The organism is Microbacterium sp. 1.5R (genome assembly GCF_007667425.1).
In the GTDB taxonomy this organism is placed as follows: Bacteria; Actinomycetota; Actinomycetes; order Actinomycetales; family Microbacteriaceae; genus Microbacterium.
The window spans coordinates 1,100,443-1,114,284 of record NZ_VDRC01000001.1; the positions used below are offsets into that span (position 1 = coordinate 1,100,443).

Consider the following 13,842-nt stretch of genomic DNA (forward strand, 5'->3'; position numbering starts at 1 on the left):
ATTCTGGATGCATGAAGCTCAACGACCGGAACCTGCGCCCCACCTCTCGCCTCCTCATGGCGCTGCCCATCGCGGCACTCGCCTTCTCCCTCGCCGCCTGCGGCGGCCCCGGCCGTCCGTCCGCCGGTGATGTCTCGGAGGGCCTCGGACAGGTCTTCGAGGACCAGGGCATGGGTGACATCGTCACCGACGACGTCGCCGACTGCTTCGCCGAGAAGCTCGTCGACTCCGACCTCAGCGACGAGACCCTGCGCTACATCGCCAACGGCGAGGACAAGCAGGCGAACGAGGACGACAAGGCCCTGACGACGAAGATCATCACGGACAACCTCCAGGAGTGCGCGGGCTGATACCGGCGGTTCCACCCGAAGGATGACGGATGCCTCAGCATCCGTCATCCTTCGTCATATCCCCCCGGGGAATGTCGGCCCGCTCCTAGCGTTGAGCGATATGGCGTGCATCCGCGCGCATCGTTCTGTCACGCGCGCACCCCCATTCGCGCACCTATCCCGGAGTTCCCCACCCCATGAGCACCACTGCGCGCACCAAGGCGCCCGACACCCGCGGGCCCGTCCGGAAGCTGCTGACCTCGTTCGGCTTCCAGATCCTCGCCGCCCTCGTCCTCGGCATCGCCGCGGGCCTCATCGCCCGCCAGCTCGGCGCGACGGCCACCGAGCCGAACGGCCTCTCCGCCACGCTCGACACGATCGGCAGCTCGTACGTGACGCTGCTGCGGGCCGCCGTCGTCCCGCTGATCTTCACCGCCATCGTCGCGAGCATCTCGAACCTGCGCCGCGTGCAGAACGCCGCCCGCCTCGCGGGACAGACCCTGCTCTGGTTCGCCATCACCGCCTTCATCGCGGTGACCATCGGCATCGTGCTGGGGCTCGTCCTCCAGCCGGGCTCCCGCGCCGGCGACGGCCTCGAGCCCAGCGAGCCGTACACCGTCGGCACCTGGTGGAACTTCCTGCTCGGCCTGATCCCCCAGAACTTCCTCGGGCTGAGCGTGAGCTCGAACGCCGACTTCGACGCGCAGACCGTCACCTCGAGCGTGAGCTTCAACATCCTGCAGGTGATCGTCGTCGCCGTCGCCGTGGGCATCGCCGCGCTTAAGGCCGGCAAGAAGGCCGAGCCGTTCCTCGCGTTCACCGAGTCGCTGCTCAAGGTCATCCAGCGCGTGCTGTGGTGGATCATCCGCATCGCCCCCATCGGCACGTTCGGCCTGATCGGCGCCGCGGTCGTCAAGTACGGCTGGGAGAAGCTCGCCGCGCTCGGCTGGTTCGCGATCGCCGTGTACATCGGCCTCGCGATCGTGCTGTTCGTCGTCTACCCGGTGCTCGTGAAGACCCACGGCCTGTCGATCAAGCAGTACTTCTCGGGCGTGTGGCCAGCCGTGCAGCTCGGCTTCGTGAGCCGCTCGTCGATCGGGACGCTGCCGCTCACCGAGCGCGTCACCGAGCGCAACCTCGGAGTGCCCCGCTCGTACGCCTCGTTCGCCGTGCCGTTCGGCGCGACGACGAAGATGGACGGCTGCGCCGCGATCTACCCCGCCATCGCCGCGATCTTCGTCGCGCAGTTCTTCGGCATCGAGCTGAACTTCGTGCAGTACCTGCTGATCGTTCTCGTCTCGGTCGTCGGATCCGCCGCAACCGCCGGCACCACCGGCGCGACCGTCATGCTCACGCTCACGCTGTCGACCCTGGGGCTGCCGCTCGAGGGCGTCGGCCTGCTGCTCGCCATCGACCCGATCCTCGACATGGGCCGCACCGCGGTCAACGTCGCCGGTCAGGCGCTCGTCCCGGCGATCGTCGCCAAGCGCGAGGGCATCCTCAACGAGGAGCTCTACAACGCGCCGCGCGAGGGCCTGCCCTTCGCCGACGACAGCGACGACGAGGCGGATGCCGCGGCATCCGAATCCGTTGCACCGGCCGGAGCGCGCTGACCGACCGCTCCGCATCGCGAAGCGCCTGCTTTACGCGGGCGCACCACGCCGAGGCCCCTGCCCCGCTACGACGCCCCCTCTCATTCACGTCATTGAGAGGGGGCGTCGGCGTTCAGCAGGGGCGTCGACGACGGTGGGATGCTGCGCGGCGCGTGGTGCGGCTGCGTGTGCGGCGCGGGGGATGCTCAGGCGCGGCCCTGCTGGCGGGTGGCGCCGCGGGTGTCGAGCGCCAGCTCCTCGGCATCCATGGCGGCGAGCAGCTCGCGCATGACCTCCTCGTCGAGGTTGCCGGCGTCGCGCTCCTCGAGGAGGATCTCGCGACGCACCTTCAACCAGCCTCGTGAGAGGGCCGCGAGATCGTCGTAGGAGGGGCGCTTCTGCACGGCATCCTCCACCTCCTGCGCCTCGTCGGTGTCGCGCTCGACGCGGGTCATGCGCCTCGTGAACGCGTCGAACATCTCGAGGTCGACGTGGCCGTGCGTCGCCTCCCACTCGGCGCGCTTCTCGTCGAGGTACTTCTTGCCTGCCTCACGGCTCTTCGTCTTGATCGCGTCGAGGGCCTTCTCGTCGTCCTGCTCGTCGACGTCGCTCGCGATGCCGAGTCCGCGGATCAGCACCGGCAGCGTCAGCCCCTGCAGCAGCAGCGTGCCGACCGTCACGATGAACGCCACGACGACGATCGCATGCGACGGCTCGGTGCCCAGCGTCGCGAGATCGGCCGCGGCGAGCGCCGTCGCCAGCGTCACCACGCCGCGCATTCCCGCCCACGAGATGATCGCGTTGTCCTTCCAGGTGAGCTGGAGTCCCGCCATCCGGTCGCGCACGATCTGGGAGCGCATCTCATCCGGGTCGTACTCGCGCCACCGTTTCGATTCGCGGCGACGACCCTCGAACGCTCCCGACTCGACCGCGCGATCCCAACGGGCGAGGCGCCGTCGGTCTTGGAAGTTCGCCCATGCATTCGTCGGATAGACGTAGAGCGGCCGCATCACGAGCACCACGAGCAGCACGGCTCCGGAGAGCAGCAGGATGCGGCCGACCTCCTCGCCGCCCAGGTCGCGGAGCACCCGCGGGAACTGCAGGCCGATGTACGCGAACACGAAACTCTCGAGCAGCAGGTCGGCCGACAGCCACAGCGGCTTCTCCTGCTGACGGGTCGTGTAGTCGGTGCGCGGCGAGTTGTAGCCGACGAAGAGGCCCATGGCGACGACGGCCAGCACCCCGGATCCGAGCAGGTGCTCGGCGATCGCGTAGGCGCCGAACGGGGCGAGCAGCCCGAACGTGCCGATCACGACCGCATCGTTGATGCGCATGCGCAGCTGATGCAGCACCGCGCCGAACAGGAGCCCGACCGCGACGCCCACTCCGACGGCGACGAGGAACTGCCAGATGCCGTCCCACACGGTGAGCGTCGCGCCGGCGAGGATCGCGGCGAACACCCGGTACAGCGTCAGCGAGGTCGCGTCGTTGATGAGGCTCTCGCCCGACAGCACCGTCATGATGCGGCGAGGGAGCCCGAGCTTGCGGCCGATCGCGGCGGCCGAGACGGCGTCGGGCGGGGCGACGATCGCCCCGAGCAGCAGTGCGCCGGGCAGGGTGAGCGACGGCAGGATCCACCACGCGACGAAACCCACTGCGAGCGCGGTGAGCAGCACGAGAGTCACGCCCAGACGCCGGATCTGCGGCAGGCTGCGCCGGAACCCCACGAACGACACGTCGAGAGCCGCCGAGTACAGCAACGGCGGCAGCACGATGTTCAACAGCAGGTGCCCGTCGATCTCGACATCGGGCACGAACGGGAGGAAGGATGCCGCGAGCGCCGTGACCGTCACCAGCAGCGGCGCCGGCCAGCCGCGCCATCGGGCGATCGCCGCCACGACGACGGCACCGACCAGCACGTAGAAGATCTCGGCATCCATGCCCCTAAGTTACTGCGCCGCCTTCGCTCGGCTCGTCACGCACCCCCACCGCGAACGCCGAGCCATTCCCGCGCGCGAGCCACACCCGTGGGTACCGTGCGCATGGGGGTGGCTCGCGGGACGAGAGGTGGCTCGACGCGGAAGACGGGAAGACCCGGGGGAAGACGGGGAGGGAGGGGCGGGGGAATGTCCTGGCCCGCCCGACGGTTGGGGTGGGGGTGACTGCTCTCTCCGTTCTCGACCTCGTCCCGGTGCGCACCGGGCAGACCAGCGCCGAGGCCATCGCGGCCTCCCTGTCCCTCGCCGAGACGGCCGACCGTCTGGGATATCGCCGCTTCTGGTTCGCCGAGCACCACAACATGCCGGCCGTGGCGTCGACCACTCCCCCGGTGCTCATCGCGGCCGCGGCCATGCGCACCTCGACCATCCGGCTCGGTTCGGGCGGCGTCATGCTGCCCAACCACGCCCCGCTCATCGTCGCCGAGCAGTTCGCGGCGCTCGAAGCCATCGCGCCAGGACGCATCGACCTCGGCCTCGGTCGGGCTCCCGGCAGCGACCCCGTCATCACCCAGCTCCTGCGCGGATCGGGCACGACCAGCGATGTCGAGCAGTTCCCCCGCCACGTGCAGGACATCGGCGCGCTCGTGTCGGGCGATGGCGCGACCCTGCGGTTCACGTCGGGTGGCGAGTACACGGTGCGCGCCACGCCCGCCCCGACCGGCTCGCCCGAGGTGTGGCTGCTCGGATCGAGCGACTACTCCGCACAGCTCGCAGCCGCCCACGGACTGCCCTACGTGTTCGCGAACCACTTCTCGGGGCAGGGCCTCGAGCGGGCACTCGATCTCTACCGCAGCGGTTACCAGCCGAGCGAGGATCACCCCGAGCCGCGCACGTTCCTCACGGTCAACGTCGTCGCATCCCCCACGCAGGAGGAGGCCGAGGCCCGCGCCCTGCCGCAGCTGCGCATGATGGCTCGCCTTCGGCTGAACAAGCCGCTCGTCGCGCTCGAGACGGTCGAAGAGGCACTCGCAGCCGAGACGGATGCCGCGACCGATCAGGTCGTCGAGGCCGCACGGTCGCGGTGGTTCGTCGGCACCGGTGAGTCGGTGGCCGACGAGGTGAGCGCGTTCGCCTCGACCTACGGCGTCGACGAGGTCATGCTGTCGCCGGTCGCCGGGGCATATGAATCCGAGCCGCGCGACAGCGCCGCCGGCCGCGCCCAGACGCTCGAACTCGTCGCCGCGGCACAGCAGCGCACGGCATCCGCCACCGCCGCCGCAGCTGCGCCCGCCGCCCGGTAGCGCACGGCATCCACCGCCACCGCCGCCGCCCCCGCCGCGCACGGCATCCTCGTGATCCTGCAAGGGGTGGCTTTCGTGCGCCGGCGGGCGTAGCGTCAGCCGCAACGGAAGGGGTTCGATGATGAGCACCAAGACCCTGGCACTCTGGGTGGCCTACGGGACGAACGGCGTGGTCGGCAGCATCCGCCATGATGACGAGGGGTACACCGTCGTCATGGCCGGTTCGGATGCCGCGAGCGGCACCTACCCGAGCCTCGAGTCGGCGAAGGGAGCCCTGCACTCGAAGATGCGGCCGGGCAGCTCCTGGCCGCGGTTCGTCGAGCACTGACCCGGGCGGCCGGGCCGAGCGGCCCCGGGCGGGTCCGCCAGCGACCCGGGCGGGGCTACGCCTCCGGCTCGCCGGAGAGGATGCCGCGCAGCCAGTCCCGCGCCTCGACGAACACGTCGTCGGCGTAGCGGTCGGGGTACTGCACGATCTGCCGATCGGCCCGCGGGTACGAGCCGAGGAACACGACGCGCGGGCTGAACCGACGGATGCCGAGCAGTGCGTCGGCCATGCGCTCGTGCGAGATGTGCCCGTCGGCGTCGATGACGAAGCGGTAGCGGCCGAGTTCGTCGCCGATGGGCCGCGACTGGATCAGAGAGAGGTTGATCCCTCGGGTCGAGAACTGCTCCAGCATCTCGAGAAGAGATCCGGGGTGGTCGCCCGGGAGCTCGACGATGAGCGAGGTCTTGTCGGCGCCGGTGGGCGCCGGTGCCGTGGTCGTGCGCGTGACGAGCACGAAACGGGTGACGGCCTGCGCGTTGTCGCCGATGCCCTCGGCGAGCACGTCCACGTCGAGGTGATTCACGACTCCCGGAGCGGCGATGGCCGCCTGCGCCGGCAGCGACCCGTCGAGCACGCCGATCGCCGAGGCGACGTTGCTGGCCGCCGGCACGTGCGAATGCGTCGGCACATTCGCGCCGAGCCAGCCGTGGCACTGCGCATACGCGACCGGGTGCGCGGCGATCACCTGCACGTCGGCCAGCGTCGTGCCTCGCGGGGCGACGAGCACGAAGTTCACCGGCACGAGGTACTCGCCGATGATCCGCAGCCCGGGAATGGTGGCGAGAGCGTCCTGGGTCGTGGAGACCCCGCCCTCGACGGAGTTCTCGATCGCGATCATCGCCGCGTGGCTGCGCCCCTCCAGCACGTCGGCGAGCGCCTCGCCGACGTTGTGCACGGCACGCCGGTCCTGACCCCGCGCCTCGGCGACCTGGTCGAGCGCTGCCTCCGTGAACGTTCCGGCAGGGCCCAGATAGCTGTAGGTGCGGCGTTCGGTCACGCGTTTCACCTTAGCCCTGGTCGAGAATCGCTTTCGAATCGCGCAAGTGGCTGTTTCCGGAGCGGAAACGCGACCACTTGCGCGATTCGAAAACCAAGACGGGTCGAAGGCCATGTCAACGGGGATGCACTCCGGCCGCCCAGGGGGCAGACTGTCTGCATGACGAGCCGTGCCGGCCTCCCCGCGGAGGACACTGACCTGATCGACGTCGACGAGCTGATCGCCGCCTACTACGATCGGACGCCGAATCCCGACGTCGCCGCCGAGCGGGTGGTCTTCGGCACGAGCGGCCATCGCGGCTCCTCGCTCTCGAACAGCTTCAACGAGAACCACATCCTCGCCACGACCCAGGCGATCGTCGACTACCGCACCGCGCAGGGCATCACCGGCCCCCTCTTCCTCGGCCGCGACACGCACGCCCTGTCGCTGCCGGCCGAGCGCAGCGCCATCGAGGTGCTCGTCGCGAACGGCGTCGACGTGCGCGTCGACGCCCGTGACTCGTGGGTGCCGACCCCAGCGCTCAGCCACGCGATCCTCACCTTCAACCGCGACCTCGCTGCGGATGCCGCGGGGCGCGCCGACGGCATCGTCGTCACCCCGTCGCACAACCCTCCGCGCGACGGCGGCTTCAAGTACAACCCGCCGCACGGCGGCCCCGCAGACACCGACGCGACCGGATGGATCGCCGACCGGGCGAACGAGCTCATCGCGAACGGCCTCGACGGCGTCAGGCGCGAGAGCTTCGCCGACATCGACTGGGATGCCCTGCCGAGCTACGACTTCCGCGACGCCTACGTGCGCGACCTCGCCACGATCATCGACCTCGACGCGATCCGCCGTGCGGGCGTGCGCATCGGCGCCGACCCCCTCGGCGGCGCGTCGGTCGACTACTGGGCGCACATCAAGGACGTGCACGACCTCGACCTCACCGTCGTGAACCCCGAGGTCGACCCCACCTGGCGCTTCATGACGCTCGACTGGGACGAGAAGATCCGCATGGATCCGTCGTCGCCGTCGGCCATGGCCTCGCTCGTCGCCAAGAAGGGCGACTTCGACGTGCTCACCGGCAACGACGCGGATGCCGACCGCCACGGCATCGTGACCCCTGACGCCGGGCTGATGAACCCCAACCACTACCTCGCGGTCGCGATCGACTACCTCTTCTCGCACCGCGCCGAGTGGCCCCGCGACGCCGCGGTGGGCAAGACGCTCGTGTCGTCGATGATCATCGACCGCGTCGCCGAGTCGCTGGGTCGCCGTCTGCTCGAGGTTCCGGTGGGCTTCAAATGGTTCGTCCCCGGACTGCTCGACGGATCCGTCGCGTTCGGCGGCGAGGAGTCGGCCGGCGCATCGTTCCTGCGCAAGGACGGCAGCGTCTGGTCGACCGATAAGGACGGCATCCTGCTCTGCCTGCTGGCCGCCGAGATCATCGCCGTCACCGGCAAGACGCCGTCGGAGCGGTACCGCGAGCTCGAAGAGGCCTTCGGCTCGTCGGCGTACCAGCGGGTCGACGCCCCGGCCACCCCCGAGCAGAAGGCGACGCTCGGCAAGCTCGCACCGGATGCCGTCGCCGCCACGACCCTCGCGGGCGAGGAGATCACGGCGAAGCTGTCGCAGGCCCCGGGCAACGGCGCCGCGATCGGCGGCCTCAAGGTGCAGACCGAGCACGCGTGGTTCGCCGCACGTCCGTCCGGCACCGAAGACGTCTACAAGCTGTATGCGGAGAGCCTGCGCGGCCCCGAGCACCTCGCCGAGGTGCAGGAGGAGGCGCGAGCCGTCGTCTCCGCCGCGCTCGGGGGCTGAGTCCCGGGCGCGGGTCACCGCCCGACGAGACGCACTCAGCGCGAGCGGGCGAGCGCTGCGCCGGCGTCGCGGAGCCAGCGCGCGGGCTCCGCGAGCGCGGCATCCGACGATCCGGCGAGCTCGGTGAGCGAAGCGGATGCCGTGAACAGCGTCGTGTCGGAGTCATCGGTGATGCGCCCGGCGGCGAGCATGGCGGTCGCTCCGGCGGAGGCTGCGAGGCCGGCGATGAACGACGGGACCTTGCCGTCGCCTGACTGCCCGTCGTAGGAGCCCTCACCGGTGATGACGAGATCTGCTCCGCGGATCGCCGACTCGAGGCCGACGAGTTCCGCGACTTCGGCTGCACCCGGGGCGAGGGCAGCACCCCAGGCGACGAGCGCTGCGCCGGTGCCGCCCGCTGCGCCGGTGCCGGGCGTCGCGGGGTCGAGGCCGAGCAGATCGGCGAGACGCGCCAGCGCGGCATCCACCGGTCCGATGTCCGAGAGGAGGAGCCCCTTCTGCGGGCCGAACACCGCCGCGGCTCCGCGCGGACCGACGAGCGGGTTGGTGACGTCGGTGAGCACCCGCACCTCGGGCGCGGCGCGCAGCGCCGTGAGATCGACCGTCGCGACGTCGAGGAGTCCGCGGGCACCTCGTGCGACCGGCTCCCCCGCGGCGTCGAGGAACCGCGCGCCGAGGGCGGTCAGCATCCCCATCCCGCCATCGGTGGATGCGCTCGATCCGATGCCGACGATCACGCGCGAGACGCCGTGGTCGAGGGCGGCGGCGACCGCCTGACCGACACCGGTCGTATCGGCGTCCCAGGGGCGCAGCTCGGCGAGGAGCTCGATGCCCGACGTCGAGGCGAGGTCGACGACGCCGGTGCCGCCCGGGGTGTCGCCGCCCGGCGGAAGGAGCAGCCACCCCGTGTCGATCGGCGATCCCGCCGGTCCGTCGACGGTCACGGGCATCCGCCGCGCACCGGGCACCGCCGCGGCGAAGGCCGCCACCGTGCCCTCCCCGCCGTCGGCCATGGGCCGGTGCACGAACTCCGCGTGGGGGTCGACGATCGCCCACCCCTCGGCGAGGGCCGCGGCGGCATCCGCTGCCGTGATCGTGCCCTTGAAGCTGTCGGGCGCCAGCACCACCCTGGTCATGCGGCGACTCCCGGGGTGCTGGCTCTGACGATGACCTCGAGCGGCAGCGGTGTCTGCTGCCAGTCGGCGTCGACCGTCGCACGGAAGGCCTGGTAGCCGATGTCGCTGAGTGGCATCCGCACCGTCGTGAGCGCGGGGGTGACATCGTTGCTCGCGGGGACGTCGTCGAAGCCGCACACGGCGATGTCGGCGCCGACTTCTCGGCCCGCCGCGCGGATCGCCGACATCGCGCCGATCGCGATGACGTCGCTCATGCCGAACACGAGGGTGCCAGCTGCCACCCCGTCGGCGAGCGCCGTCGCCATCGCTTCGACTCCGGACTCCCGGCGGAAGTCTCCGCGCAGTACCCGATCCACCCTGCCGCCCGCCTGTTCGAAGCCGCTCGTGAAGCCGCCGAGGCGTTCGTCGGACGTCAGCACGCCCGGCGCCGCGCCCACGACGATCGCAGAGCGGTAGCCGAGCGCGGCCATGCGCCGGCCGAGGTCTTCTGCTCCCGAGCGGTTGTCGATCTCGACGTGCCGGTGATCGTCCACCCGGGCGCCGAAGGTCACGACCCTGCTGCCGAAGCGGCCGAATCCGTCGAGTTCCACCTCGGTCGCGGAGTCGCTTGATCCGGTCGTCCGGGAGGCCGCGATGATGAGCCCCTGCGGCCGCTGCCCGCGGAGGGCCCGCACGATCCGGGCCTCACGCGCGGGGTCGCGCTCGGTCACGGCGATCGTGACCACCAGGCCGTCTTCGTCGGCCCCTTTGGCGACCCCGGCGGCGATGAGACCGAAGTACGGGTCGGCGATGTCGGCGACCAGCAGCGCGATCACCGGCGAGGTGCCCCGCGCGGTCGCCTGCGCCGAGACGTTCGCCGTGTACCCGAGGGCGGCGGCTGCCTGCTCGACGCGCTCGCGGAACGACTCGGCGACCTTGCGGTCGGAGCCGTTGAGCACGCGGGATGCCGTCGCCAACGACACCCCCGCTTCGCGCGCGACATCATGAAGCGTCGGGGTGGCGCCTCGCGGCGTCCGCGGCTGGCGCGCGCGGGAAGGGCTTTCCGGCACGGTCATGCCCCGAGCCTAGTGGCCGGTGCGGCCGTCGCGGTGTGCCCGTTCGGCTGGCGTTCCCCCGCGTGGCGGGCGGGATGCCGGCATCCGCCCCGCCATCCGGGATTCAGCCAGCCATCCGGCCCCGGAAGGCTCACGGCAGGTGCGGAGACACCGCGGCGGCGAACGCCTCGGCCGTGCGGCGGACCACCCGCGCCGGGTCGTCGGCCCACACGTCGGCGTGGAAGATCTCGACCTCGATGTCGCGGTCGTATCCGGTGTCGACGACGGCGCGGGTGAGCGAGCCGAAGTCGATGACCCCATCGCCGGGGTAGTGCCGCGACAGCAGCACGTCGGCCGGCAGGGGGGTCTTCCAGTCGCACACCTGATAGGTGGCGATGCGCCCTTCGCGCCCGGCGCGGGCGATCTGCTCGAGCACCTGCGGATCCCACCAGACGTGGAACGTGTCGACCGCCGCGCCCACGACGTACGGGGCGAAGTCGGCGGCGAGGTCGAGCGCCTGGCCGAGGGTCGAGACGACCGCGCGGTCGGACGCGAACATCGGATGCAGCGGCTCGATCGCCAGCGTGACGCCGGCCGCCTCGGCATCCGGCGCCAGCGCTCCGAGCGCGTCGCGCACCCGCTCGCGCGCGCCGATGAGGTCGCGGGAACCGGCGGGGAGTCCTCCCGCGACGAGCACGAGCACGGCCGTCGACCCCTCCGCGCCCGCCGCCGCGAGCGTCGCGGTCTCTTCGATCGCCCGCCGGTTGTCGTCGAGGGCCGCGACCCGCTCCGGCCCGTCGGGGAGTGTGAAGAACCCGCCGCGGCAGTGCGTCGTGAAGCGCAGCCCCGAGTCGCCGAGCATGCGCGCCGCGACGTCGAGGCCGACTTCGTTCACGGGCTCGCGCCACAGGCCGATGGCCTGGATGCCGGCATCCGCCGTCACGCGCAGGGCCGTCGCGAGGTCGGCGTGCTTGATGGTCGCCTGGTTGATGCTGAGGCGCGGGTCGACGGTCATGCGCCGGCCTTTCCGAGATCGAGGCCGTTGAGGCGCAGCATCCCGTGCCATCGTTCCCGAGCGAGCTCCGGGTCCTCCAGCGCGAGCGAGGCGTTGGCGAGTTCGACGATGCGGCTGAGGTGCGGGAGGCTGCGAGCGGAATGCAGGCCGCCGACCATCTGGAAGGCGGGCTGATGCCCGTTCAACCACGCGAGGAACGCGACGCCTGTCTTGTAGTAGAAGGTCGGGGCGGCGAACACCTGACGGCTGAGCTCCTCGGTGGGGCCGAGGATGTCGAGATAGCGCTGCGGATCATCGGCGTCGAGCGCCTGGATCGCGGCGGACGCGACCGGGGTGATCGCCGCGAACGCGCCGAGCAGGGCGTCGGATTGCCCGCGCCCGTCAGCGCCCAAGATGAGGCCCACGTAGTTGAAGTCGTCGCCGGTGAACATGCGCACGCCCTCCGGCAGGCGTTCCCGGACGGAGATCTCGGATTCGGCGTTCAGCAGGCTCATCTTCACACCGGCGACCTTGTCGGAGTGCTCGCCGATGATGTCGAGGAGCACCGCGGATGCCGTCTGCCAGTCGATCGCACCGAAGTAGCCCTCGAGCTCAGGGTCGAAGGCCGGCCCGAGCCAGTGCAGCACGACCGGCGTGCTCGCGCTCGCCAGCACTTCGCGGTAGACGCGGCGGTAGTCGTCGGCATCCGTCGCCGCCCGCGCGACGTGACGCGAGGCCATGAGAACCGGGCCCGCCCCCTGCTCCTCGGTGAAGTGCAGCTGCTCCTTGTACGCGTCGATCACCTGGTCGAGGGAGATGCGGTGCTCGTCGATGTGGTCGGTGTTGACCCCGACGACGACCGAGGCTCCCTCCTCGCGGGCGACCTCGGCGCTGCGGGCGATGAGCTCGCGCACGGCGGCCGGGTCGAGGCCCATGTTGCGTTGCGCGGTGTCCATGGCGTCGGCGACGCCGAGCCCCCACGAGTACACGTTGCGGCGGAACGCGAGCGTCGCGTCCCAGTCGATGTCGGCCGGCTGGCCGGGCGTGTTGTCGGCGTGCGCCTTGGGCACCACATGCGCCGCGGCGTAGGCGACACGGCTCCGCAGCGGAGCGGTGGGGCGCGCGTAGCCGGCGCCGTCCTGCAGCTCGGCGTCGGAGAGCGACCCGTCTGGCGCGAGCAGTCGGAGCGCGGTCATCGCAGCGTCAGCGGCTCGAGCGGCACCTTGCGCCCCTCGGCGGAGGAGGTGAGGCCGGCCTCGGCGAACTGCACGCCGCGGGCACCGGAGAGCAGGTCGAACGGATACCGGGTGCCCTCGACGTATGAGACGAGGTACTCCTGCCACTGCTGGCGGAACCCGTTCAGGAACACGTCGTTCGTCGGCACCTGCTGCCAGTCGGCGTCGTAGTCGTGCGTATCTTCGAGGTCGGGGTTCCAGACAGGCTTTGGGGTGGCGTTGCGGGGCTGGATCTTCGCACCGAAGAGCCCGACGACGGCGGATCCGTGCGTGCCGTCGACCTGGAACTCGACGAGCTCGTCGCGGTTCACGCGCACGGTCCAGCTGGAGTTGATCTCGGCGATGACACCGCCCTCGATCTCGAAGATGCCGTACGCCGCGTCCTCGGCGGTCGCGGTGTAGCGTTCACCCCTCTCGTCCCAGCGGTCGGCGATGTGCACGGCCGCCTGTGCGTACACGCTCTTCACCTCGCCGAACAGGTTCTCGAGCACGTAGTTCCAGTGCGGGAACATGTCGACGATGATGCCGCCGCCGTCTTCCGAGCGGTAGTTCCAGCTGGGTCGCTGCGCCGGCTGCCAGTCACCTTCGAACACCCAGTAGCCGAACTCGCCGCGCACCGAGAGGATGCGGCCGAAGAACCCCGAGTCGATGAGGCGCTTGAGCTTCTGCAGCCCGGGCAGGTACAGCTTGTCGTGCACGACACCCGTCTTGACCCCGGCGTCGTCGGCGAGGCGGGCGAGCTCGATGGCCTCGTCGAGCGACTCGGCGGTGGGCTTCTCGGTGTAGATCGCCTTGCCGGCGGCGATCGCCTTGCGGAGCGCCGACGCCCGGGCCTTGGTCACCAGGAAGTCGGCGTAGATCTCCCACTGCGGGTCGGCCAGCGCTGCGTCGAGATCGGTCGTGTAGTCGTCGATGCCGTGCTTCGCGGCGAGCTCGGCCAGCTTCGCCTCGCTGCGGCCGACGAGCAGCGGCTTCACGGTGACGCGCGAACCGTCGGGCAGCTCGATGCCGCCCTCATCGCGGATCGCGAGGATCGACCGCACGAGGTGCTGCCGATAGCCCATGCGCCCAGAGACGCCGTTCATGATGATCCCGATCTCGCGGGTCGTGGCCTGTGCCATGCTGGTCCGTCCTGTCGATGCGTCGCGACCTC

Annotated in this window: 12 protein-coding genes; 5 read left to right on the forward strand and 7 right to left on the reverse strand. The window is 70.8% G+C overall.

Going from position 1 to position 13,842, the window contains the following annotated elements; all coding sequences use genetic code 11:
- The first annotated feature begins 11 nt into the window (after nucleotides 1-11).
- Nucleotides 12-350, forward strand: coding sequence for a hypothetical protein (locus FSY98_RS05445; RefSeq protein WP_144874661.1), 339 nt, complete (start codon nucleotides 12-14; stop codon nucleotides 348-350).
- Nucleotides 351-526: 176 nt separating this feature from the next.
- On the forward strand, nucleotides 527-1,942 hold the full coding sequence (locus FSY98_RS05450; protein ID WP_144874663.1) for a dicarboxylate/amino acid:cation symporter: 1,416 nt from the start codon (nucleotides 527-529) through the stop codon (nucleotides 1,940-1,942).
- A 185-nt stretch (nucleotides 1,943-2,127) separates the two neighbouring features.
- Here FSY98_RS05450 and FSY98_RS05455 read toward each other — a convergent pair whose 3' ends face one another.
- Nucleotides 2,128-3,861 carry a sodium:proton antiporter gene (locus FSY98_RS05455; RefSeq protein ID WP_144874665.1) on the reverse strand — a complete coding sequence of 578 codons (1,734 nt, stop codon included), beginning with the start codon at nucleotides 3,859-3,861 and terminating at the stop codon, nucleotides 2,128-2,130.
- Between the two features lie 212 nt (nucleotides 3,862-4,073).
- On the opposite strand from FSY98_RS05455, the gene FSY98_RS05460 reads away from it, so the two are divergent.
- Complete coding sequence (locus FSY98_RS05460; RefSeq protein ID WP_144874667.1) at nucleotides 4,074-5,162, forward strand: LLM class flavin-dependent oxidoreductase; 1,089 nt, start codon at nucleotides 4,074-4,076, stop codon at nucleotides 5,160-5,162.
- Nucleotides 5,163-5,283: 121 nt separating this feature from the next.
- The gene (locus FSY98_RS05465) at nucleotides 5,284-5,490 is read left to right on the forward strand and encodes a methyltransferase (protein WP_260857288.1); all 207 of its coding nucleotides are present in this window, start codon (nucleotides 5,284-5,286) and stop codon (nucleotides 5,488-5,490) included.
- A gap of 55 nt (nucleotides 5,491-5,545) precedes the next feature.
- Here the strand turns inward: FSY98_RS05465 and pheA are convergent, their stop codons facing one another.
- Nucleotides 5,546-6,496, reverse strand: coding sequence for a prephenate dehydratase (pheA, locus tag FSY98_RS05470; RefSeq protein WP_144874670.1), 951 nt, complete (start codon nucleotides 6,494-6,496; stop codon nucleotides 5,546-5,548).
- Between the two features lie 150 nt (nucleotides 6,497-6,646).
- Between pheA and pgm the strand changes: the two genes are divergently transcribed.
- Nucleotides 6,647-8,290 (forward strand): phosphoglucomutase (alpha-D-glucose-1,6-bisphosphate-dependent), encoded by a 1,644-nt coding sequence (gene pgm / locus FSY98_RS05475; RefSeq protein ID WP_144874672.1) that lies wholly within the window; start codon nucleotides 6,647-6,649, stop codon nucleotides 8,288-8,290.
- Nucleotides 8,291-8,325: 35 nt separating this feature from the next.
- On the opposite strand, the gene FSY98_RS05480 is transcribed toward pgm, so the two are convergent.
- The 5 genes from FSY98_RS05480 to FSY98_RS05500 all read right to left on the reverse strand — a co-directional run bounded on the left by FSY98_RS05480 (nucleotide 8,326) and on the right by FSY98_RS05500 (nucleotide 13,810).
- Entirely contained in the window at nucleotides 8,326-9,426 is a 1,101-nt protein-coding gene (locus FSY98_RS05480) for a glycerate kinase (RefSeq protein WP_144874674.1), read from the reverse strand.
- On the reverse strand, nucleotides 9,423-10,481 hold the full coding sequence (locus tag FSY98_RS05485) for a LacI family DNA-binding transcriptional regulator (RefSeq protein ID WP_144874676.1): 1,059 nt from the start codon (nucleotides 10,479-10,481) through the stop codon (nucleotides 9,423-9,425). Before FSY98_RS05485 ends, FSY98_RS05480 begins: the two co-directional genes overlap by 4 nt.
- A 130-nt stretch (nucleotides 10,482-10,611) precedes the next feature.
- Entirely contained in the window at nucleotides 10,612-11,475 is an 864-nt protein-coding gene (locus FSY98_RS05490; protein WP_144874678.1) for a sugar phosphate isomerase/epimerase, read from the reverse strand.
- Nucleotides 11,472-12,650: a dihydrodipicolinate synthase family protein gene (locus FSY98_RS05495; protein ID WP_144874680.1), complete on the reverse strand. Its 1,179-nt coding sequence runs from the start codon at nucleotides 12,648-12,650 to the stop codon at nucleotides 11,472-11,474. The genes FSY98_RS05490 and FSY98_RS05495 overlap by 4 nt, the downstream gene beginning before the upstream one ends.
- The gene (locus FSY98_RS05500; protein WP_144874682.1) at nucleotides 12,647-13,810 is read right to left on the reverse strand and encodes a Gfo/Idh/MocA family protein; all 1,164 of its coding nucleotides are present in this window, start codon (nucleotides 13,808-13,810) and stop codon (nucleotides 12,647-12,649) included. Before FSY98_RS05500 ends, FSY98_RS05495 begins: the two co-directional genes overlap by 4 nt.
- Nucleotides 13,811-13,842 lie beyond the last annotated feature (32 nt).